Below are 22141 nucleotides of genomic sequence, written 5' to 3'. Positions count from 1 at the left end.
GTTACAACTTCCCCCCCTGCTTCACCAGCCAGCGGCCCATCTGGTCGTGCAGGATGTCCATGGGCATGGGGCCGTCGTCCAGCACGGCGTCGTGGAAGGCGCGGATGTCGAAGCGCGCGCCCAGCGCCTGTTCCGCGCGCCGGCGTTCGGCCAGGAACTTCAGCTCCCCCACCTTGTAGGCCAGCGCCTGGGCCGGCCAGGCGATGTAGCGCTGGGTTTCGCCCAGGACCGCCCGCTCCGGCAGGGCGGTGTTGTCGCGCAGGCAACTGGCCGCCTGCTCGGCACTCCACCCCTTCCAGTGGATGCCCACGTCCATCATCAGGCGACAGGCCCGCCACATGTCGAAGGACAGGCGGCCGAAACGCTCGTAAGCCGTGCGGTAGACGCCCATGTCCTCGCCCAGCTGCTCGGCATAGAGGGCCCAGCCCTCGATGAAGGCGGTGGGCTCGTCCTTACGGCGGAAAGCCGGCAGGTCGGTGCGCTCCTGGCCCAGCGCGATCTGCAGGTGATGGCCGGGCACGCCCTCATGCAGGATCCAGGAGGGCAGGCCGAACAGCGGGTCGCCGAAGGACTTGGAGCCCACCACCACCCGGCCGGGCACGCCCTTCACCGGGTCGCCCAGGTCATAGCCGCTGGAGGAGCCTTCCTGCTCCGGCGGTTTTTGCCGGATGGTCCAGGTCAGGCGCGGCAGCTTGCCGAACCACAACGGCAGCAGGCCGTCGATGCGCTTGCCGATCTCACTGGCCTTTTCCACGTAGGTCGCCAGGTCGGGGGCGTAGAACTGCTTATCGGTGCGCAGCTTGGCGATGAATTCCGGCAAGCTGCCGGTGAAGCCGGTGGCGCGCATCGCGGCCTCCATCTCCCCCCGGATGCGCGTCACCTCCTGCTCGCCCAGCGCGAACACGGCGTCCGGCGTCAGGTCGGTGGTGGTGGAGCGGCGCACGGCATAGGCGTAGTAATCACGGCCACCGGGCAGGCTGCTGGCGCCCAAGGTGTCGCGGGAATGGGGCACGTACTCCTGCTCGAAAAACGCCACCAGCCTGGCCTGCGCCGGCTTCACCGCCTGGGTCACCACCGCCAGCGCATCGGCACGCAAGTCCGCCTGGCGCACCACCGGGATGGTGGCCGGCAGGGTCTTCAGCGGCGACAGCAGCGGACTGGCATCGGCCGGCTGATCGGCGGCGATCTTCAGGATGTTCAGCACGGAGGTGGCGGTGGGCCGGGGCTGGATGAAGCCCGTCTCCAGACCGCGCCGCATGTTGGCGACCTGCTGGTCATAATAGGCGGGCAAGGCCCGCAGACGGCCGATCCAGGCCTGGGCGTCGGCCTCCGTCCGGATCACGGTCGTGGCGGCGGCGTAGTTGGCGGTGTTGAAAAAGCCGTCGCCGTTGTCGAAGGGGATGCGGTCCTCATCGAACCGGGCGCCTTCGATCAGCATGCCTAGGCGCCACTCCAGCAGGCGGCGGGTCAACGCCTCCTCGCCATCGGGGGCGGAGGGGGGTAGTTTGTCCAGACGGGCCTTCAGCGCCGCGTAACCCCGGGCGCGCCGGTCGGCCGCCGCCTTGCTCACGTCCGGCCAGCCCGGACCGTCGGCGCCGTCCGTCTGGCGGGCCAGCGCGTCATAGTCGGTGATGACGGCGTCGACGGCGGAAGTCCCGGGCACCGCCGCATGGGCGGCGGGTTCGGCCGCGGCAGGGATGGAAATCGGCGCCATCGCGGCCAGGGCCAGCACAAGCGCCAGCGCGGTACGGTTCATCGGTGCCCCCACAACAGCCCCCATCTGCTTGTCATCGTAAACGATACTCTTCGATTGGATATTGTATTTCCAATATTATATCCAGTTCTAACGTGATTCGACGCTGGCTCCACCCCTTCCACGCCACCACCCCAGAGTCGCCATCCATAGAGTCGCCACAAAGGCGGCGCAGGTAACGAAGGCGCGGGAAGGGGCTGGCGAAGCAGCCTTGACCCCGTGTCGTGTAGACCTCCGGTGAGGAAGAGATGCGTCGTCTGATCATCCACGGCCTGACCTTATGCGCCGTGGCCTGGTGCGCCCCCCCGTTCAGCTCCCCCGCCCGAGCCAACCAGCCCCCCGCCAACCAGCCCCCGGCCAACCAGCCCCCGGCCAACCAGGCGGCGGGCGCCACCAGCACCCGCATTCCCGACAGCGCGGCGGAGGGGGAAGCCAATCGCCGGACGGTGCTGGCTTTCTATGACGCCTTCTTCAACAGGCACGACCTGTCGGCGGCCGACCGCTATGTGGCGCAGGAGTGCAAGCAGCACACCCCCGGCCTGGCCGACGGCCGCCGCGCCTTGCAGGACGCCTACGCCCAGGTCTTCCAGCACCACCCGGACACCAAGGTGGAGGTGGTGCGCAGCGTCGCCCAGGGCGACATGGTGGTGCTGCACGTCCACAGCATCCCAAGCCCCGGCGACCAGGGCGAGGCGGTGGTGGAGATCTTCCGCGTGGCGGACGACAGGATCGTGGAGCATTGGTCGGTCCGCCAGGCGATACCGGCCGGCGCCCCCAACGCCGACGGCGTCTTCTAGCGGCGCTTGACGCCCGGTCCGGCCGGGGGCTTAGTCATGGGGCCCCTCCGTCCCCATCGCCGGCCGCGTCCCATGTCCCCACCCACCCTGCGTGAGGCCGCCCGCGTCTGGGCCCGCATCGGGCTTCTGAGCTTCGGCGGGCCCGCCGGGCAGATCGCCATGATGCATCGCGAGTTGGTGGAGAACCGCCGCTGGATCGGGGAGGCGCGTTTCCTGCACGCGCTCAGCTACTGCATGGTGCTGCCGGGACCGGAGGCGCAGCAGCTGGCCACCTATGTCGGCTGGCTGTTGCACGGCCGCCGGGGCGGGCTAGTGGCCGGCGGCCTGTTCATCCTGCCGGGCGTGCTGGTCATGCTGGGGCTCAGCGCGCTCTACACCCTGTACCACCAGGCGCCCCTGACGGCGGCCCTGTTCCATGGCGTCAAGGCGGCGGTGCTGGCCGTGGTGGCCGACGCCGTCATCCGCCTGGGACGTCGGGCGCTGCGCGGCGGCCCCGCCGTCGCCGTGGCGGGATTGGCCTTCGTGGCGCTGGCGGTGGGCCACCTGCCCTTCCCCCTGGTCATCCTGGCCGCGGCCGGCATCGGCATGGCGGCCCGGCGCGCCTTCGCACCGCAGCCGCCGGAGGCCACGGCCGACGCCCTTGTGGACCAGCGGCTGGCGACGGGCCTGCCGCCCCACGCCCAGCCCAGCCGCCACCGGGCGCTGGGCACACTGGCCCTGTGGCTGCCGCTGTGGCTGGGCCCCCTGGCGGCCCTGCGCCTGGCCACCGGCGCGGACAGCGTGTGGACACACATCGCCCAATTCTTCAGCGGCATGGCCGTGGTCACCTTCGGTGGCGCCTATGCGGCCCTGGCCTACGTCGCCCAGGCGGCGGTCAGCGGCTATGGCTGGCTGGCGCCGGGGGAGATGGTGGACGGCCTTGGCCTGGCGGAGACGACACCTGGCCCCCTGGTCCTGGTGCTGCAGCATGTGGGCTTCCTGGCCGCCGCCCGCGACCCCGGCGTCCTGCCACCCCTGCTGGCCGGCGTCCTGGGCGGCCTGCTGACCAGCTGGGTCACCTTCGCCCCCTGCTTCCTGTGGGTGTTCCTGGGCGGCCCCTATGTGGAGCGGGTGCGGACCAACCCCACCATCACCGCCGCCCTGGCCGCCATCACCGCCGCCGTGGTGGGCGTCATCCTGAACCTGGGTGTATGGTTCGGGCTGCATGTCCTGTTCCGGGGCAGCCAGCCGCTCATCCTGGGCCCCGTCACCCTGCCCCTGCCCACGGACCTGGACGGGGATGCGGCCCTGCTGGCGATCGTGGCCTTCATCGCCCTCAACCGGTTCAAGGTGGGTCTCTTGCCCGTTCTGGGGGTATGCGCTGTTGCCGGTGTCGCCATGGTCTGGCTGACCTGCCCTTCCTGACAACCAGGGCGACTGGTGGCGCACGCAACTGGACAGCCTGTCGCACGCCGTCGAAGAGGTGCCGCATCCATGAGTCCCGATGTTCCGCCGCCCAAGCTGCCCCCGGGCTTAACCTCCCCTGGCCTGACCGGCGTGCCGGAGACCATGCTGTGGACCCTGCACAACCGGGCGGCGGAGGCCCTGCGGCCCAACGGCGATTTCCATGACCCGGAGGCCGTGCGCATCTACCAGTCCCTGGCCTATGACTATGAGCGGCATTTCGGCCGGGCGGACGGTTCGCACGCCATGCGCGCCGCCGCCATCGACGCCATCCTGCGCCGCTGGCTGGAACGCCACCCTGACGGCACCATCGTCTCGCTGGGCGAAGGGCTGGAGACGCAGCGCGCCCGGGTGGACAACGGCCGCCTGACCTGGCTGACGGTGGACCTGCCGGAGGGCATCGCCCTGCGCGAGCGCTTCCTGCCGCCCGGTCCCCGCGTCCGCCACCTGGCGGCTGACGCCCGCGACCCCACCTGGATGGACGCGGTGGCCGGCGGCCCCACCCACATCGTGGCCCAGGGCCTGTTCATGTACCTGCCGGAGGCCGACGTGCGCCAGTTGGTCGCCACCCTGGCCCGACGCTTTCCCGGCGGGCACCTGGTGTTCGACACCGTCCCCGTCTGGCTGTCGCGCCTGACCCTGCGCGGCCTGAACCGCACGCCGCACTACCGGATGCCGCCCATGCCGTTCGGCATCGATGCCGATCGGGTGGCATCCACCCTGCGCGGCTGGGTGCCCGACCTGGCGACGGTGGAGACCCTGGAGTACCGCATGCCCCGCGGCCTGCCCCGACTGATGGACACGCTTTTCCGCCTGACACCCGCCCTGCGCCACAAGCTGCCCGGCCTGGTGCGGGTGGAGTTCAAGCGGCCGTAGCAGGAACCGCCGTCCCTGCCGCCACCGGCCCTGGCAGGCGCTGGAGAGCCAAGCCCCCCGCCACCAGGAACAGCGCGGCCCCGCCTAGGCCGATCGCCAGCAGGCCCACCATGGCGGCCGGCGTGGGCTGGCCGCCCGGGTGGAAACCCAGGACCTGCAGCAGCGGATAGCTGACGCCGATGGCCAGGGCGTAGCCCACCTTGTTTGTCAGGGCCAACAGGGCGAAGTGCGCGCCGGTGGCGTCGCGCCCGGTGTCGCGGCGATGGTGGTCGGCCACCTGGACCATGACGGCATTCAGGTTGGTCTGGTAGCCGCCGGTGAACAGGCCGGTCGCCAATTGCAGCAGCGCCGCCGCCCAGAACGCCCCCTTGGGTACCCCGGCGAAACACAGGGTGGCCACCGCCGCCCCGACCATAGCCAGCAGGAAGGACCGGCGCGGCCCCCGGCGCAGGGTGATCCGCAGGAACAGAGGCACGCCCGCCACCATGCCCAGGAAATAGACCAGCATGAGGGTGGAGAAGCGGCCGGCCAGATCCAGGTACTGCCCGATGATGAAAAAGGCCGTGGCGCTGATCATGGCGAAACCGCCGCCCGACAGCAGATCGGCCAGCAGCAGCCAGCGCAAGGGCGATGAGTCGCCCACCAGGCGAAAGGCGGCGAGGGGGTCGGCGGCGACCGTGCGTCGCTGTCCGCCGGCCGGCAGCCAGGCCACGGTGGCCGCCAGCGCCAGGGGGATGGCCACCAGGGCGAAGCCGCCCATGACCGTCAACTGGTCAGCCAGCCGGCCCTTGAACACCTGCTCCACCACCGCCGGCGCCGCCACGATGGCGATCATGCCCAGCACACCCGCCCATTCCCGCCAGGCGATCAGCCGCGTCCGGTCCGCCGCCCCCCGGGCCAGGTCGCCCGGCCAGGCCGCGTGGGCCACCGACATCAGGGTCCAGCCGAAGTAGAACACCAGCAGCAGCAGGGCCGGCCCCGCGACGTCACCCCCGGCGCCCACGCCGAACCAGGCCGGCGCGAACAGCGGCGGGATGGTCAGCAGCATCAGGGGGGCCGCCGCCAGCACCCAGAACTTGCGCGGGCCCAGCGGTGGGTCGAAGCGGTCGATGACATGGCCGGCGATGGGATCCAGCACGATGTCCCACAGCCGCGCCACCATGAACAGCACCCCCACGGTGGCCAGCGACAGCCCCGTGGCCTGCGCCATGGCCGGCGGCAGGTAGGAGATCAGCGGCAGGGTCAGCGCCTTGATGGCGAATCCCAGCGCCGCGTAACTGGCCACCACGCGGGTGGTGACCTTAAGAGTCGATCGGGTCATGCGTCCCCCTCCGCTTCCGCCACCGCACCGGCGGGGCGCCGCTGGCCCGCGCGCAGGGCGGCGCTGATCTGCCGCCAGGCGGCCGCGTCGATGCCGGCGAAGGGCCGGACCGTGAAGTCACGCCCCACCGGCGTGGTGAAACTGGTCACCGCCCCTTCATGCCATAGGTGCAGGCGGATGATCGCCGGTTCATCGCTCAGCTGCGGCGCCTGGTCCAGGTCGGTGGCGAAGGCGAACTGATGGCCGGTGCTGCCCCCGCTGGACACGCGGGCGCCGCCCAGCACGCCCTCGATGGCGCGGTGCACGTGGCCGCAGGCGATCAGCTTGACCTGGCGGTTGGCCTCCAGGATTTCCGTGAAGCGGGAGGGCCAGGGCGGCTGGATGGCGTCCATGAAGGCCAGGCCGGTGCGCAGCGGCGGGTGATGCATGACCATCATGGTCGGCCGCCCCGGCTGCGCCGCCAGGGTGGCGGCCAGCCAGTCCAGCGCCGCCGGCGCCGGGTCGGCGTATTCCTTGCCGGCCACCACGGCGTCGAAGCCGATCAGGCGTACGGCATCGAAATCCAGGGCGAAGTTGGCGAGGTCGCCGCCTGGCGGCAGGTAGGTGTGCTCCGGAAAGGTGGCGGCCAGCAGGGCGCGGTCGTCATGGTTGCCCGGGATCAGCACCAGCGGGATGTCCAGCGGGGCCAGCAGGCCGCGCAGGGTGGCGTAGGCCTCAGGTGATGGTTCGTCCACCAAGTCGCCGCTGGCGACGACCAGATCCGGCCGGGGCCGTATCGCCATCAGGGCGGCCACGGCCCGGCGCAGACCGGCCCGGGTGTCGCTGTGCCCGTAACAGAGGGCGGGTTCGGGAACGATATGGAAATCGGTGATGTGCGCGATCAGCAAGGCGTGGGCTCCAAAAGGCCGGCGGGATCAGAAGCGGTAGCTGAGTTCGCCGCCAACGGTGCGGGGGGCGCCCGCGATGCGCTGTTGGCCGATGACAGCGCCGCCGCTGACCGCCGGGACGATGCCGACGAAATAGGTCTTGTCCGTCAGGTTGCGGCCCCACAGCGCCAGGGACCAGCGGCCACCCGGCTCCTCCAGCGCCAGGCGGGCGTCCAGCAGGGCGTAGCCGGCGGCCTCGATATAATGATCCAGCTCCATGAACTGGGGGCCCGTGTAGGACAAGTTGACGGACGGGGTCAGGACCCAGCCGCCCGCCATCTCCCGCCGGTAGCGGGCGCCGGCGGTGAAGGACAGGCCGGGGGCGTTGGGTAGGCTGTGGTCCTTGCGCCGCGCGGCCTCCGCCTTGTCGGCCGAGACGATGTCGTCGATGTTGCTGTCCAGCAGCGCCAGGCCGGCGGTCAGGTCCAGGCCCGGCAGGGGACGCAGGCCCATCTGCATCTCACCGCCGTACAGGGTGGCGCTGGCGACATTGGTGCGGACGTTGGTGGGGATGCCGCCCAGGTTGACCACGGCGGTCGCCTGCATGTCGCTGAAATCGTCATAGAAGGCGGACAGCGTCAGGGTGTAGGGACGGTCGCGGGGGAACCATTTGTAGCCGACCTCATAGGCCAGCACGGTTTCCGACTTGAAGGGCTGGGCCTTGCTGGCGGTGAAGATGGTGGCGCCATCGAAGCCGCCGCTCTTGTAGCCGTTGCTGATGGAGGCATAGAGCGTGCTGGCCTCATCCGGGGTCCAGGTCAGCACGCCGCGTCCGGAGACGTTGTCGTCCGTGAAATGGTTGTTGAACACCACCGGCAAGGCGAAGGCACGGGACACGATGCTGGTGCCGTAGGGGTTCAGGTCGACGGTGGCGCCGCTGAACCGCGCGTCCTCATGGGTGTAGCGCAGTCCGGTGGTGGCAGTGACGCCAGGGGCGACGTGCCAGTCGGCCTCCCCGAAGGCGGCGGCACTCTCCCGCCGCTGCACCGACCGGGCATCGATGATGGAACGATAGAGGTCGGTCACGTCCTCGTTCTGGTCGGACGCCACCCGGTCGCGGAAGTAGAAGGCGCCGGCCACCCAATCCACCGCCCCGCCCTTGCGGTTGGCGAAGCGCGCCTCCAGCGTCGTCTGGTCCAACGTGTCGCCGTAAAGGATGTCGAAGGCGCGCAGAGGCGAGCCGGGATCCAGGGTGTAGGTGCGCCGCAAATGCTGCTGCGCGGCGATGCCGGTGAAGGTGACGTCGTCGCCCACATCCTGTTCCAGCTTCAGCCGGCCGCCCACCTGCTGGGCATCGATGAAGGGCAGGACATTGGCGTAGAAGGTGCGGGGATCGGCATCCGGCTCGGTGAAACCGGTGGCGGAGCGGCCCAGCACGTCGGTCTGGGTGTTGGCGCCCCGGTCCCGGCCATAGCTGGTTTCCAGCGTGATGCGGGTGTCGGCGCCGGGCTCATACCGCAGGGTGCCGCGCACACCCCAGAAGTCGGCGTCACCGAAGCCGTCCTGGGCGTCCACCTTGGCCAGGGGCGGGATGACGCCCGGCAGCGGCGTGGTGCCGGCCTGGGCCGCGTTGCCCTTGGCCGTCATGTAGCCGCCGCCCGATTGGCGCAGGAAGGCGATGCGGCCGGACAGGTCCGGGGCGATGGGCCCACCCACCCCGCCCTCCACCCGCAGGGCGTCGTAACTGCCATAACTGGCGGTGATATAGCCCTGTGCCGTATCGGTCGGCTGGCGCGTCAGGATGTTGATGGCGCCGGCGGGGGAGTTCTGGCCATAGAGGGTACCCTGCGGTCCCTTCAGGATCTCGACATGGTCGATGTCGAACAGCTGCGCCGTGATCCAGGCGCTGGAGCCCTGATAGACCTCATCGATGTGCACGGCAGCCGATGGGCTGCCGCCCGCGTGATAATCGTCGAAGCCCACGCCGCGAATGGTGATGGCGGGACCGGCGCGGCCAGCCACGTCCTCACGGAAGCTGACGCCAGGGGTGACGGCGGCCACATCCTCCAGCGTGTTCAGCCCCCGCTCGCGCATCTCCTCCCCCTTCAGGGCGGTGATGGACAGGGGGGTGTGGCCCAGCGGCTCCGCCCGCTTGCGGGCCGTCACCACAATCTCCTCCAGCACGGCGGCATCGTCCGGTGCCGCCGTTTGCGCCCGTCCCGCCGTCGCCAGCATCGCCCCCGCGCCGGCCAACAGGATCACCGCCATTCTCTTCATCACACGCCCCATGTAAGATACATTCATGAATGTATGTATAGGGGAGGAGTAAGAAGCGATGACGTCACCAGCGTTACAATTCAATGACATCGCGCCCGCACCATTTGACGCCGCGACCAAATCTTGGAACGGTGCGGGCCAGTTTTAAGGGGATGCGACAGGTGGGCAACACACAAGCGGGCAGAACGCGGATGGCGGGGGACGATACCCAGGCGCAGGAACGGCGCAGCGCCGAGACCTACGGCAAGCTGGTGACGGCGACGGTGAACGCCGTGTTCGAACATGGCTACGCCGGCGCCACCATGACCGTCATCGCCCAGACCGCCGGCGTCACCCGCGGCGCCATCCAGCATCATTTCGGCGACCGGCGCGTCGACATCATCGCCCGGGTGACGGAGCACATCCTGCGCGAACGGCAGGAGGCCTACGCCTCCTTCTATGGCGCGTCACCCGCCGAGGGGGAGACGGTGGATACCCGGGCGGCGATGAAGGCCGCCTATCGCGACCCGGCCACCTGGTTCCTGATCGAGGTGTGGATCGCCTCCAAAAGCGATCCCGAACTGCGCGACCGGGTGAACACCACCCTGCGCGAGGTGAACGACCGGGGCGACATGGACATTGCGACCCATCTGTCGCGCCTGAGCGACGCCGACTTCCGCGTCCTCAAATACTTCTTCCGCTCCCTGACCCGGGGCATCGCCCTGGAATATTCGCGCAAGCCCGACACCGCCCTGTTCGACGCGGTGGTCGACATGGCCCTGGATGCGCTGGAAGGGCTGAACGGGGCCGTGCCGAAGGCTTAAGTCAGGCCGAGGCCGGTTCCCCCTCCGGCTTGCGCCAGGTCTTGGGGCCCAGCACCAGCAGGTTGCCGGCGATGGCCAGCGCCAGCCCGATGAAGGCGGCCGGCGACCAGTGGTAGCCCTCGAATAGGGTGGAGATGACCAGCGCCAGGATGGGGACCATGACGGCGATGTAGCCGGCCCGGTCGGCGCCAATGCGGCGGATCAGGGTGAAATAGGACAGGAAGGCGATGACCGAGCCGAACAGCGCCAGATAGCCTAGGGAGGCGGCGTAGCTGAGGCTGGCCGGGAAGCTGAAGGTGGCGCCCCGCGCCAGGGCCACCCCCACCATCAGGGTGGCGCCGAAGGCCATGCTCCACGCCGTCGCCGGCATCAGGGGCACGCCGGTCTTGGCCCCGCGCTGCACCGTGATGCTGCCCATGGAGGCGCTGTAGTTGCTGAGCATGACCAGGCCCAAGCCCACGGCGGCCTTGCCGGTCAGCCCATCCACCTGCACTTCGGGCAGGAACAGCAGCACGACGCCGGAAATGCCGATCAGGCCGCCCAGCAGCACCAGGGGTCGGACGGCCTGGCCCAGGAAGAGACGGGCGTTCAGCACGTTCATGAGGCTGAGCGCCGATCCCGCCACCGCCACCAGGCCGGACGGCAACCGTTCCGTCGCCAGGTAGACCAGCAGATAGTTGGTGGAGAAGGTGAAGGTGCCGACAAGAGCCACCTGCTTCCAGGCGTGCCGGGGCGGGACCAGCCGCTGGCGCGTGGCCACGAGCCAGCCCATCAACAGCACGGCGGCCAGCGCGAAGCGGTAGGCCACCGACACGGCCGGATCGACGGCACCCAGCTGGAATTCGATCACATACCAAGTCGACCCCCAGATGAGGACGGTGACGAGGTAAAGGGCCAGCGTGGGCGACATGGCGGCAACCCGGGCAGCAAGGCGCCGGTCATCACCGACGCGGGGGCCGCAACGGTAGAGCGCCCATCATCCCGGGGCCAATCCGTTTCTTGTGCCGGTGACATTTTTCCCGGCGCACCCGGCGGCGCCTTTCGACGGCGCCGGGCCACAAGTGGTGACCGCGGTGGCGGGCGGCTTAGGCGTCGACGTCACCGTCTCCCGCACGGACAGCTGGCAGGCGCCGCCGCCGTCGGGGTGCTGACAACAATCTCCGCATCGGCGACCCAGCCAGCCACCGGCAAAATAACGGCGGCAACCGCGGCACCTATTCCAAATGACGACTTCTTCATTTCAATTTCGCGCCGGGATATCGGCACCTGCACGCCAATTCCCCGGCATTTCATTAATATCCCGTTCCCATCGGGCCAGCGGTATTGCCTGGCGCCGACGACAGGACGGTAGCGCTGGCTGGGGGGAATTCCTTCTTCCATTATTCTTCCGATGGGATTGTGCGCGCCTCCGGCGCCGAAATGGTTTAGCTCTGTGCCCCCAACCATCGCAGGAGCCTGTTCCATGGGTGCGCCCGTGCTGCCCGTCGACCTGCCCAAGGCCTACCGCCTGCTGAACCACGGCCCCACCGTCCTGGTTTCCGCCAGCCATGACGGCACCAGCAACGTCATGGCCGCCGCCTGGGCCTGCGTCCTGGATTTCGATCCGCCCAAGGTGACGGTGGTGCTGGACAAGGCGACCCGCACCCGCGCGCTGGTGGAGGGCAGCGGCCGGTTCGCCCTGCAAGTCCCCACCGTGGCGCAGGCCGACCTGACCCGGGCCGTGGGCGGCGTCAGCCTGGCCGACGATCCTGACAAACTGACGAAAGCGGGGGTGGAGCTGTTCCACATGCCGGGCCACGCCGTCCCGCTGGTGGCCGGCTGTTCCGCCTGGCTGGCGTGCCGTCTGGTGCCCGAGCCGCACAACCAGCAACGCTATGACCTGTTCATCGGCGAGGTGGAAGCCGCCTGGGCCGATGCCCGCGTGTTCAAGGACGGTCATTGGATGTTCGAGAAGGCGGACCCCAGCCTGCGCAGACTGCACCACGTCGCCGGCGGCCATTTCTGCGCCATCGGGGCACCGGTCAACCCCACCGCAGACTGAGCCCTGCGCCGACCGGGATGCTTGACCAAAGCGCCGTGCAAAAAATTCAGGGGTCCCGGGGCGGGCGTTAGCGTCCTGTTCATCTTCCGGGGCGTAAAAATAATGTCATGAGCCGTAACGCGCTACTGTCCGCCACAATCCTTCCACAATAAAGGACCACGGTGAGGACAGTTCAGGAGTAGGAATCATGACCGCCGTGTTCAATAAAGATCGCCTGGTTGCTTTATCGCTGTGGGTGCTGCTGCTGAGCATCGCCTGGTCCCTGCCGGTCATCAGCTACATGCGTTCGGAACACGAACGCGCCCTGGTGAAGTCCGGCCACTACTACAAGCCGGCCTATCCGGCCGAGTTTTACGTGAGCCAGCCGGCCATCACCCCCGCCGCCCCGCGCTGAGTATTTCGCTGAGTATTTGCGGGTCTTCCGCCTGACTTCCTTCGGCCCTCCCTACGCTTTTCTACCAGTTCACGCGCACCCCGCCGGAGATGATCCGTCCCGGGGCGATCGCCACCAGGCCATCGATGCGGCGCCCTGATTCCACCGTCCGGTCGAACAGGTTCTCCGCCGTGGCGAAGACATCCAGATAATCCCGCGCATGCCAGGTGGCCGACAGGTCCACCGTCACCGTCGGCGCCAGCGAGCGGCTGTTGAGGCCGTCCTCGTACTGCTGGCCGCTGGCGCGCATGCGCAGGGCCGATGTGAAGGCCGCCACCGGCGCCCAGGTCAGGTCGGCCGTGCCCTGGTGCAGGGGGCTTTGCGCCAGCCGCTTGCCCACCAGCTGGGGGAAACCGTCGGCACGCAGCACGGTCGACCGGCTCCACAGGTAGCCCAGCCCGGCGTCCAGCGTGGGGTCCAGCGTCCAGGTGGCGCGCATCTCCACCCCTTCCGCCCGCACCCGGTCCAGGTTCCGCCGCTGGGCGAAGGTGCCGCCCGCCGGCACCACCACGCCGAAGCCCGGCACCGTGCCCGGCTGGGTGGTGATCAGAACATTGTCCACCGCGTCGGTCACGCCGTCATGATAGGCGGTCAGGCTGACGGTGGGACCCTTGGCCGGCTGCCAGGTGACGCCGGCCTCCACCCCCACCAGGCGCTCGGGCTTCAGCAGGGCGTTGGCCTCGATGATGTCGTTGCCGACGCGGTAGGGGCGATACAGCTCGTTGATGGTGGGCAGGCGGAAACCGGTGTAGGCGGCGGCGCGCAGGGTCCAATCCGACGCAGGCCGCCAGTCGGCGCCCAGGCGCGCCGTGGGCAAGGCGCCGCTTCGGCCAGCGTAGCTGTCGTCCCGGGTCAGGGCGCCCGTCTGGATGGAGCGCTCCACCCGGTGGCCGTCGCTGGTGGCCCAGGCGTCCACCCGCACGCCGCCGTGCAGGTCGATGGCGGCGGTCAGCGGCCAGGTCTGCTCCACATACGTCCCGCCCACCGCCTGATCGCCACCGGCGTCGCGGTCGCGGGTGAAGACGCCCGACACCATCTGGAAGCGCTCATGCGTCGCCCCCTCCGCCCAGCGGAAATCGGCGCCCAGCACCGTCCGGCGGCCGCCGCCCTCCTCCACCGTGGTGGACAGCGACCCGCCGGCGGAGGTGGCGGGCACGCGGTACTGGTCCAGCGACAACGTCTCCGCCGTGCGCGCGGCGTTGACGGAGGAGAAGCGGTTCTTGAAGACATAGCGGCGCAGGTACAGCGTGCCGTGCCACGGCAAGCCCAGCGGGCCGTCAGCGTCGGCCAGGCGCAGGCTGCCCTCCAGCGCGTCGGTGCCGTTCTCCTGAAAGGGCGTGCCGTTGCCGCGATGCTCATGAAAGGCGGAGACGGTGCCGGCCAGGGCCAGGGGGCCGAGGTCGCCCCGGGCCTTCACGTCCACCCAGGCGTCATCCCAGCCGGCCTGGGTGTCGACGGGACCGCGCTGGTCGGAGCGCACCAGATAGCTGCCGTCGCTGCGGCTGGCGTGCGCCATGACGGAAACGCCGCCGGCCGAGGCGCCCGCCGTGCCCTCCGCCAGGCCGTTGCTGCCGGCCCGCGCCTCGCCCCCCTCCAGCGCCTTGGTGGTGATGCGGATGACGCCGTCCAGCGCCTGGTTGCCCCAGGGGCCGGCACCACTGCCCTCCGTCACCGCGACCGAGGCGATGGCGGCGGTGGGCAGGCGGCTCCAGTACACCCAGCCGCCGAAGGGATCGTTGACCGGGATATCGTCCACCAGCACCAGGGTGCGGCCGGCACCATTGGGGCCCAGCGCCCGCAGTGAGATGCCCTGTGAGGTGGGATGGGCGCTGGTGCTGCCCGTGCGGCGGAACAGGGAGAAGCCGGGCACGCCGCGCAGCGCCTCATCCAGCCGCCGCTCCGGCGCGGCGTTCAACCAGGCGCCGTCCAGTTGCAGGGTGCCGTAGATGCGTTCGGTGGCGGCATCCGGCGGCACGCGGCCGGTGATGATGACCGTCGGCACCTCCTCCACCGGCGCGGGCGTCGCCCGACCCACCGCTGGCAGCAGCGCCAGCGACGCCGCCATGCCCAAACCGATCCGCCTCATGGTCCGCCCCCTGATCCATTCCGGCGGCCCGTCCAGGCCGCCGGCCCGACGGCTTATGCGTCGGCCGGGGCCCTGTCAAACCTGGCGACGGCCGGCGGCGATAGGGGGCCCCTTGACTTCAATCCGCCGGTGGCGTCCAAGAACGCCATGGCACCCTACCATGTTCCCGCCCCCATGCCGGCCGATACTTTAGAACCATTCCAGAGTGATTCGGCATCCGAATCATTCCCCCTGCCGCCCAGCCTGGCGGCGGCGGCGGTGCGCGTGCTGACCACGGCGGCGCCGGCGGAAAAGGTGCGGCTGACCCGAGGCTATGCCGCCGCCTGGCGGGCGGGCCAATTGCCGGACCTGCCCGGCCCCACCCCACCCGACCGGCCGGCGCGGCCCGCGCGGCCGGAACTGAAGATGCCGCGCGACATGCCCAAGCGGCGCAAGGCGGGCAGCGTGGCCGGCCGCGTGGCCCTGCTGCACGCGCTGGCGCATATCGAGCTGAACGCCATCGACCTGGCCTGGGACATCATCGCCCGCTTCCCCGCCTTTCCTGACGGCACGCCGGCCCCCCGCGCTTTCAAGGACGACTGGGTGCGGGTGGCGGATGAGGAGGCCAAGCACCATGACTTGCTGGCCGGGCGCCTGGCCACGCTGAGCGCCTCCTATGGCGACCTGCCCGCCCATGACGGGCTGTGGCAGGCCAGCGAGGTCACGGCCCATGACCTGGCCGCCCGCCTGGCGCTGGTGCCCATGGTGCTGGAAGCGCGCGGCCTGGACGTGACGCCGGGGATGATCGCCAATCTGAAGAAGGTGGGGGATGAGGACAGCACCGCCGTGCTTCAGATCATCCATGACGAGGAGATCGGCCACGTCGCCGCCGGCCGCCATTGGTTCGGCGTGATCACCAGCGCCGCGGGCGACGACCCGGCGGAGCGCTGGCGCGCCCTAGTGCGCCGGTACTTCAAGGGCGAGATCAAGCGGCCCTTCAACGACGCCAGCCGAATCAAGGCCGATTTCCCGCCCGACTGGTATGAGCCGCTGGCTCCGGTGGACGCCATCCTGCCGGGGCTGGACGACTAAGCCCGTTCGCGCCGTTACCGTTCGGTAACAAACTGTCCTTGGGCGGGACGCATCGCCCTTGCTACCATCCGCGCCATCCGGCCGTGCCCCGCGCGCGGTTCCCGCCTTTCCCGGCTGCCCGCCAGCCCCATCCACGGTACCTGAACGCCCATGACCACCCACACTTCCGGTAACGCCATGTCCCGCCGTACCCTGCTGCGCCGCGGCCTGATGGCCGGTACCGCCCTGGTGGCCCTGACCGCCCTGCCGGACCTGTCCATCCCCGCCGCCGCGGCCGAATTATCGGCGACGGAGAAGGCGCTGAACGCCTTCTTCGAGGATTGCTGGAACGAGGATCTGGCCCGCGACCCGCAGCAGCGCACCGTGCTGGGCCTGCCTGGCCCCCATGACAAGTGGACGGTGCCCGATGACGCCCGCCTGCTGGAGACCTTCCATCTGGCCGAACAGCGGCTGAAGACCCTGAAGGGCTTCAAGGCGACAGAGCTGTCGCCCGGCGCCCAGGTCAGCGCCCGCCTGTTCGAGAATGAGCTGCAGCAGACCATCACCCAGTATCCGTGGCGCAACCACAATTACGTGATCAGCCAGCTGACCGGGCCACATACCGACATCGCCAGCTTCCTGATCACCTATCACGGCGTGACCAACGCGCAGGACGCTGAGGATTACGTGGCCCGCCTGGTGGCCATCGCGCCGCTGATGGACGTCTACCTGACACGCATCGCCAAGCAGGCGGACATGGGCATCCTGCCCCCGGCCTTCGCCTTCAAATCCATCCTGGAGGCGGCGCGCAACGTCATCACGGGCAAGCCCTTCGCCGGCTCCGCCAACGCCACGGAAAGCAGCCCCCTGCTGGCCGACATCACGGAGAAGGTGACGGCGCTGAAGCTGCCGGATGCGGAGCAGGCGCGCCTGCTGGCGGCGGCGGAAAAGGCCCTGACCGGCCAGGTGCAGCCCGCTTTCCAGAAGCTGATCAGCACCATTTCGGCGCTGGAGGCCAAGGCCACGGCCAGCAACGGCGTCTGGGCCCTGCCGGATGGCGAGCGCTTCTACCGGTCGCAGGTGGCGCTGATGACCACCCTGCCCCTGGATCCGGCCGCCGTGCACGCCCAGGGCCTGAAGGAGGTGGCGGCGCTGCAGGATGAGATGCGCGCCATCATGGCCAAGGTCGGCTTCAAGGGCGATCTGCGGGCCTTCTTCGACTATCTGCGCACCGACAAGCGCTTCTACGACCCGGCGACGCCCGAAGGCCGCGCCACCATGCTGAAGCGCGCCACCGACATCATCGATAAAATGCGGTCGGATCTGGACCGGTTCTTCCTGACCAAGCCCAAGGCCCCCATCGTGGTCAAGGCGGTGGAGCCCTTCCGTGAGAAGGCCACGGCCAGCGCCTTCTACGAGCCGGCCTCGCCCGACGGGTCGCGCCCCGGCGTGTTCTACACCAACCTGTACGACATGTCGGTCAACCCCATCCCCATGCTGGAAAGCCTGGCCTATCACGAGGGCATCCCCGGCCATCACATGCAGATCGCCATCGCGCAGGAGATGGCCAACCTGCCCACCTTCCGCCGCTTCATCTGGAACAGCGCCTATGGTGAGGGCTGGGCGCTGTATGCCGAGCGCTTCCCCAAGGAGTACGGCTACTATCAGGACCCGTACTCGGACGCGGGCCGCATCGCCTCGGAGCTGTTCCGCGCCGCCCGCCTGGTGCTGGACACCGGCATCCACCTGAAGCGATGGACGCGGGAACAGGCCATCGCCTACATGAACGAGAACACGGCCAACCCCGAGCACGACAACATAACCGAGATCGAGCGCTACTTCGTCTGGCCGGGCCAGGCGCTGGCCTACAAGATCGGCATGAACAAGATCCTGGAACTGCGCGAGGCGGCGAAGACCAAGCTGGGAACCAGGTTCGATATCCGCGCCTTCCACGACACGGTGCTGACCTCCGGCTCGGTCAACCTGCCGGTGCTGGAGGTACTGGTGCAGGATTGGGTGAAGCGCACCGCCGCCTGACCCCACTGTTCGGCGGTCATGTTATTTGGTGACCATGCCAATCGGGCGACCGCTCCGCCCATATCCGCCATGCGACCCCGACCATGGAAAAGGATGGCGGCCGGCGACGGGTCGGGACAGGGTGCCGCGTAACAGGGGAAAGGGTGCCCAACCACAGGTGGCCCCCCAATCCAAACGAGAGCTTTGGCAGTTTTCGAACACGGGGGGCGGCCTCATCACGGGCCGCCCCTTCGCGTTTGGCCCCATCGCTCGGGAAACCCTGGGTCCGGTCTTAAGGGGTTGGAGACCGGCGGCCGGGCCGCCGCCAGTTCCGCGCACAGCTTGTACGGCGTCGCGGATCGCAAACCGCCCAGTATGCGCAGGGCGTCACCACCACCACATATCCTGGCCTGCGCCTCCGCGCCGCGCAGGATCGCGCCGACATCTTCGGCTGCGCCGGATTCTTGTTCGAAAAATGATGGCCACACGCCATCTGGGCCGCGCCATCTGGTCCCACCATCCTCAGCCCCTGAAGGAGAGGTCCCATGCCCGCCATTCCCACACTGACGACACCCCGCCTGCTGCTGCGCCCCTGGACGGCCGAGGACCGCGACGCCTTCGCCGCGATGGCGGCCGATCCCAAGGTGATGGAATTCCTGTTGCCCCTGGACCGGGCGGCCAGCGACGCCCTTGTGGATCGCGTCGAGGCCCATTTCGCCCGGCACGGCTTCGGCTACTGGGCGGTGGAGGTGCAGGGGCACGCGCCCTTCATCGGCTTCGTCGGCCTGGGCATGGTCGGGTTCGAGGCCGCCTTCACCCCAGCGGTGGAGGTCGCCTGGCGGCTGGACAGCCGGCACTGGGGCCAGGGCTACGCCACGGAGGCGGCGACGGCGGCGATGGGCACCGCCTTCGACCGCTTCGGCCTGGAGGAGGTCATCGCCCTGACGGTACCGGCCAACCGCCGTTCACGCGCCGTCATGGAGCGGCTGGGCATGGTGCGTGACCCTGCGGAGGACTTCGACCATCCCCGGCTGGCCGAGGGTCACCCCCTGCGTCGCCACGTGCTGTACCGTAAGTCCCGCGACAGCAAATAAGACGCCCATCCCTGACCAGAAATAAGATCTGATGGCGGCCGATTCCCCCATTGCCGCACCGCCAACACTCTTGCTACGATCGCTACATCGGCTCACTATTTATGGCAAATTCTGACATATAGTGATAGCATTGCGCAGATATTTACCCACATACCCTACAATATAATTTGTTCTTCAATTTATTTAATTGGATTGGGTATTCGATGGACGCCATCGACCGGTCTTCATCGACTGACATTAGAGCGGAAGTCCTTCTCGCCATATCGATCAACATCACGATCCTGCTGGCGCTGATCCTCGCCAGCGGCCGGCCGTTCGCGTACCCCCTGGATGACGCTTACATCCAGATGTCGGTCGCGCGGACGCTCCACGACAGCGGCACCTGGGGGATCGACCGCCTTGATCCGGCGGCCGCCTCGTCCTCACCATTCTACGTCCTGCTGTTGGCCGTGGCCTACACGCTGGCCGGAAAGCTGGCGGCCTTTGAATGGGTGCCGCTGGTGATCAACGCCCTGGCGATGGTGGGCAGCCTGCTGGTCTGGGACAGGATCCTGGACGACGCGGCCGCCATGGCGCCGGCGGCGGCCAGACCGTCAGCCCGCCTGCGCTTCGCCCTGCTGATGGCGCCGGCGGTCGCCACGCCGCTGGCCGTGATGACCCTGATCGGCATGGAACACACCCTTCAGTGCCTGACGGACGTCGCCCTCGCCTACCATGGCGGCAAGGCGGTGGCCAGCCGGCGGGCGCAATCCTGGCAGGACGCCCTGCTGCTCTTCATCGCCGCCTATCTGGCGGTGGGCATCCGGTATGAGAGCGTCCTGGTGGTGGGGCCGCTGGCCGGCGTCGCCCTGCTGAACCGGCGCTTCACCTACGCCGCCGCGCTGATCCTGGGCGCCGTCCTGCCCATCGCCAGCTTCGGGCTGCTGTGGCTGCAGGACGGCGGCTGGCTGGTGCCCAATTCCATAGTGATGAAGCTGATCCTGCACGACCAGAACGGCAGGCATGTTATCCAGAACCTGCCCGGCAGCCTGACGCTGGCCGGCGCCATGGCGGTCAACGCCGGCTTGGCCGCCGTACGGCTGCGCCGCCGGTGGCGCGCCTTGGACGCCGGCGGAACGAGGGCCGGGCGGCTGCGGGCCCTCCTGGCGATCGGGCAGCGGGATTGGGTCACGGTCTTCGCCGCCACCGCGCTGGCCAGTGCCGGCGCCCAACTGCTGGCCGGGGCCGCCGGCTGGCTCTACCGGTATGAGGCCGCCGTCCTGTCCCTGAACCTGGTGTCAGCCCTCGTCCTGCTGATACTGGATCACAAGCCCCGCGTGCGGGCACTGGTGCTGGCCGGCCTGGGGCTCATGCTGGCCTACCGTGCCGGCGACGCGATCTATCTGGCCACCGCCGCCCCGGCCGACCGCCGGTGGGAACATGTGGAACCGGCAAAATTCGTCCGCCAGTTTTACCCGGACAGTCCCATCGTGGTGAACGATATCGGCGCGGTGGCCTGGTATTCCCCCGCCTCCCGCGTGCTGGACCTGGCCGGTCTGGCCAACAACGACATCGCCCGTCTGCGCCTGTCCCCCGCCGGGCTGGACTGGCAGGCCGTCGACGCTTGGACACGGGCGGCGGGCGCGCCCCTGGCCATCATCCAGATCTGCTGGGACCCCATCGCGGAGGTGATTCCCGACACTTGGCGTCTGGTGGCCCTGTGGGCCGGGCCTGACAATGTCCTGTTCGGCGACAAGGCCATCGGCATTTTCGCCACCAGCCAGGACCAGCTCGCCCCCTTGAAGCGGAACCTGGCCCGCTATCCGAAGCCGCCCGGCATCCGCATGTACTATTTCGACGACATGCCGGAAGGCTACCAAGTCAGCTTCATCCAGCAGGTCCGGGAACACCATTGCCAGGTGATCCCCAGCCTTGCCAACGCCATCCAGCAATGGCGCACAGGCCCGCTTCCGTGACGAACCGGCCCCCGCTATGGTGTGGGTGAGTAATCAGGGGACCGCACGGAACAGGCCGATGAAACTGCATGCCATCCTCATCACCCGCAACGACGACCTGATCATCGAGGACTGGCTGGAGCGGCATCACCATATGTTCGACACCATCGCCGTGGTGGATGGATCGGATGGCGACTTCACGCGCACCGCATGCGCGCCCTATCCCAACATCCGGTACGGCACCGACCCCGCCAGTCCCATCACCGACCAGACCCTGCGCCATCACGGCTTCGAACTCCTGCGGGGGGACATCACCGAGGGCGATTGGATATTCAACGCCCATCCGGACGAATTCCTGGTCCACGATCCCCATTCCTTCATGGATCTTCCGTGGAACCTGTTCCTATGGCTGCCGCTGCACATCCTGCCCCACACCTCGGAGATGGACGCGTGGCACGCCATGGGGGGACGGCGGCCGATCGCCCTGTTCCGGCACTTCTGGTGGCGCCGGGGCCGTCTGCCGCATTGCGAGCTCCGCATGTGGCGGTTCGTGCGCGAACCCGTCTGGGACCTGGAGAATCCCAAGCCCAGTTCGGAAGTGATCCCTATGAATTACCTGGGAGAGCCCTTGCCCAACTGCATGCCGATCTACCTGCATTTCAAATGCTACGACCCTAGGCCGGAGATGTATGAGGCGGACGGACGGGCGAAACGGTCCCAACTGGAGACAGGCGTCCCCGGCCGCTCGGCGGGCGAGGGTTTCTTCTTCGATGAGGAACACCCGTATATGGAAGAGGGGGAGGTCTGGAACGTCGCCCGGTTCACCAGCGTCGCCGACCTGCTGACCCGGTTCGGCAACCCGCCGCGGGTGATCCACGACGACCAGGGCAAGCCGCATATGGTGAACCACCTGGGGCAGGGCGTTCATTAGAGTATCCGTTATGTGCAAGCCGCTTTTTCCTGCCAGTGTGAGCCCTTTTTGAGGAGAGCGTTGGCGAGGACGACGAGCTTGCGCATGATGGCTGTGATAGCAACCTTGGGAGGCTTTCCGGCTGCGATCAACTGGGTGTATTTGGCGCTGAGGTCTGGATTGAATCGGGCGGCGACGAGGGCCGGCATGTAAAGGGCAGTGCGGACAGTGGCGCGTCCTGCCTGGATGAAAGAGCGCCCGCGCCACTGTCCGGACTGGCGGGTGATTGGAGCGAGCCCCGCGAGACTTGCGGCTTGGCCCGGTTCCAAAGTCCCCAATTCAGGCATTTCGACCAGCAAGGCGAATGCGGTTAGGAAACCGATGCCCGGAATGCTGGTCAGGATGGCGCACCGGCTGGCCATCGCGTCGCGGCGGCGATAC

Annotated in this window: 18 protein-coding genes; 11 read left to right on the top strand and 7 right to left on the bottom strand. The window is 68.7% G+C overall.

Translation table 11 applies throughout. From position 1 onward, the window contains the following. Position 1: 1 nt before the first annotated feature. On the bottom strand, positions 2-1756 hold the full coding sequence (locus I55_RS23575) for a DUF885 family protein (RefSeq protein WP_044563067.1): 1755 nt from the start codon (positions 1754-1756) through the stop codon (positions 2-4). Between the two features lie 245 nt (positions 1757-2001). Here I55_RS23575 and I55_RS23570 point away from each other — a divergent pair, with 245 nt between their 5' ends. The 3 genes from I55_RS23570 to I55_RS23560 all read left to right on the top strand — a co-directional run bounded on the left by I55_RS23570 (position 2002) and on the right by I55_RS23560 (position 4869). Then, positions 2002-2550 (top strand): ester cyclase, encoded by a 549-nt coding sequence (locus I55_RS23570; RefSeq protein ID WP_049974435.1) that lies wholly within the window; start codon positions 2002-2004, stop codon positions 2548-2550. 72 nt (positions 2551-2622) lie between these two features. Further along, positions 2623-3954, top strand: coding sequence for a chromate efflux transporter (chrA, locus tag I55_RS23565; protein WP_252181286.1), 1332 nt, complete (start codon positions 2623-2625; stop codon positions 3952-3954). A 69-nt stretch (positions 3955-4023) separates the two neighbouring features. Next, positions 4024-4869 carry a class I SAM-dependent methyltransferase gene (locus tag I55_RS23560; RefSeq protein WP_044563064.1) on the top strand — a complete coding sequence of 282 codons (846 nt, stop codon included), beginning with the start codon at positions 4024-4026 and terminating at the stop codon, positions 4867-4869. Here the strand turns inward: I55_RS23560 and I55_RS23555 are convergent. From I55_RS23555 to I55_RS23545, 3 genes are read right to left on the bottom strand one after another with little or no spacing between them, the layout of a single operon-like run. After that, the gene (locus I55_RS23555) at positions 4856-6190 is read right to left on the bottom strand and encodes an MFS transporter (RefSeq protein WP_083901370.1); all 1335 of its coding nucleotides are present in this window, start codon (positions 6188-6190) and stop codon (positions 4856-4858) included. The two genes, I55_RS23560 and I55_RS23555, sit on opposite strands and share 14 nt — an antisense overlap. Further along, entirely contained in the window at positions 6187-7077 is an 891-nt protein-coding gene (locus tag I55_RS23550; RefSeq protein ID WP_049974434.1) for a phosphodiesterase, read from the bottom strand. Before I55_RS23550 ends, I55_RS23555 begins: the two co-directional genes overlap by 4 nt. Positions 7078-7104: 27 nt before the next feature. Next, a complete protein-coding gene (locus I55_RS23545) occupies positions 7105-9324 on the bottom strand; it encodes a TonB-dependent receptor (RefSeq protein WP_049974433.1) in 2220 nt (739 codons plus the stop codon). A 200-nt stretch (positions 9325-9524) separates the two neighbouring features. On the opposite strand from I55_RS23545, the gene I55_RS23540 reads away from it, so the two are divergent. Beyond that, complete coding sequence (locus tag I55_RS23540) at positions 9525-10136, top strand: TetR/AcrR family transcriptional regulator (RefSeq protein WP_044563061.1); 612 nt, start codon at positions 9525-9527, stop codon at positions 10134-10136. A gap of 1 nt (position 10137) precedes the next feature. Here the strand turns inward: I55_RS23540 and I55_RS23535 are convergent, their stop codons facing one another. Continuing rightward, the gene (locus I55_RS23535; protein ID WP_044563059.1) at positions 10138-11046 is read right to left on the bottom strand and encodes a DMT family transporter; all 909 of its coding nucleotides are present in this window, start codon (positions 11044-11046) and stop codon (positions 10138-10140) included. A gap of 552 nt (positions 11047-11598) precedes the next feature. Between I55_RS23535 and I55_RS23530 the strand changes: the two genes are divergently transcribed. Next, complete coding sequence (locus I55_RS23530) at positions 11599-12177, top strand: flavin reductase family protein (RefSeq protein WP_044563057.1); 579 nt, start codon at positions 11599-11601, stop codon at positions 12175-12177. A 187-nt stretch (positions 12178-12364) separates the two neighbouring features. Further along, positions 12365-12571 (top strand): hypothetical protein, encoded by a 207-nt coding sequence (locus I55_RS23525; protein ID WP_044563055.1) that lies wholly within the window; start codon positions 12365-12367, stop codon positions 12569-12571. Positions 12572-12632: 61 nt separating this feature from the next. Here the strand turns inward: I55_RS23525 and I55_RS23520 are convergent, their stop codons facing one another. Further along, positions 12633-14696 carry a TonB-dependent siderophore receptor gene (locus tag I55_RS23520; protein ID WP_083901368.1) on the bottom strand — a complete coding sequence of 688 codons (2064 nt, stop codon included), beginning with the start codon at positions 14694-14696 and terminating at the stop codon, positions 12633-12635. 147 nt (positions 14697-14843) lie between these two features. Here I55_RS23520 and I55_RS23515 point away from each other — a divergent pair, with 147 nt between their 5' ends. From I55_RS23515 to I55_RS23495, 5 genes are all read left to right on the top strand, one after another. After that, the gene (locus I55_RS23515) at positions 14844-15767 is read left to right on the top strand and encodes a ferritin-like domain-containing protein (protein ID WP_252181285.1); all 924 of its coding nucleotides are present in this window, start codon (positions 14844-14846) and stop codon (positions 15765-15767) included. Positions 15768-15917: 150 nt separating this feature from the next. After that, a complete protein-coding gene (locus tag I55_RS23510) occupies positions 15918-17783 on the top strand; it encodes a DUF885 family protein (protein ID WP_049974431.1) in 1866 nt (621 codons plus the stop codon). A 524-nt stretch (positions 17784-18307) separates the two neighbouring features. Then, positions 18308-18856: a GNAT family N-acetyltransferase gene (locus tag I55_RS23505; RefSeq protein ID WP_044563053.1), complete on the top strand. Its 549-nt coding sequence runs from the start codon at positions 18308-18310 to the stop codon at positions 18854-18856. Between the two features lie 203 nt (positions 18857-19059). Continuing rightward, a complete protein-coding gene (locus tag I55_RS23500; RefSeq protein WP_044563052.1) occupies positions 19060-20811 on the top strand; it encodes a hypothetical protein in 1752 nt (583 codons plus the stop codon). A 58-nt stretch (positions 20812-20869) separates the two neighbouring features. Further along, complete coding sequence (locus tag I55_RS23495; RefSeq protein WP_044563051.1) at positions 20870-21721, top strand: glycosyltransferase family 2 protein; 852 nt, start codon at positions 20870-20872, stop codon at positions 21719-21721. An 8-nt stretch (positions 21722-21729) separates the two neighbouring features. On the opposite strand, the gene I55_RS23490 is transcribed toward I55_RS23495, so the two are convergent. Then, the coding region (locus I55_RS23490; RefSeq protein WP_044563050.1) for an IS110 family transposase at positions 21730-22141 on the bottom strand (412 nt) is incomplete at its 5' end.

It is taken from the genome of Azospirillum sp. B4, assembly GCF_000333275.1.
GTDB lineage: Bacteria > Pseudomonadota > Alphaproteobacteria > Azospirillales > Azospirillaceae > Nitrospirillum.
Note: the sequence above shows the minus strand (reverse complement) of the source record. Positions and strands in the feature narration are given on the sequence as shown.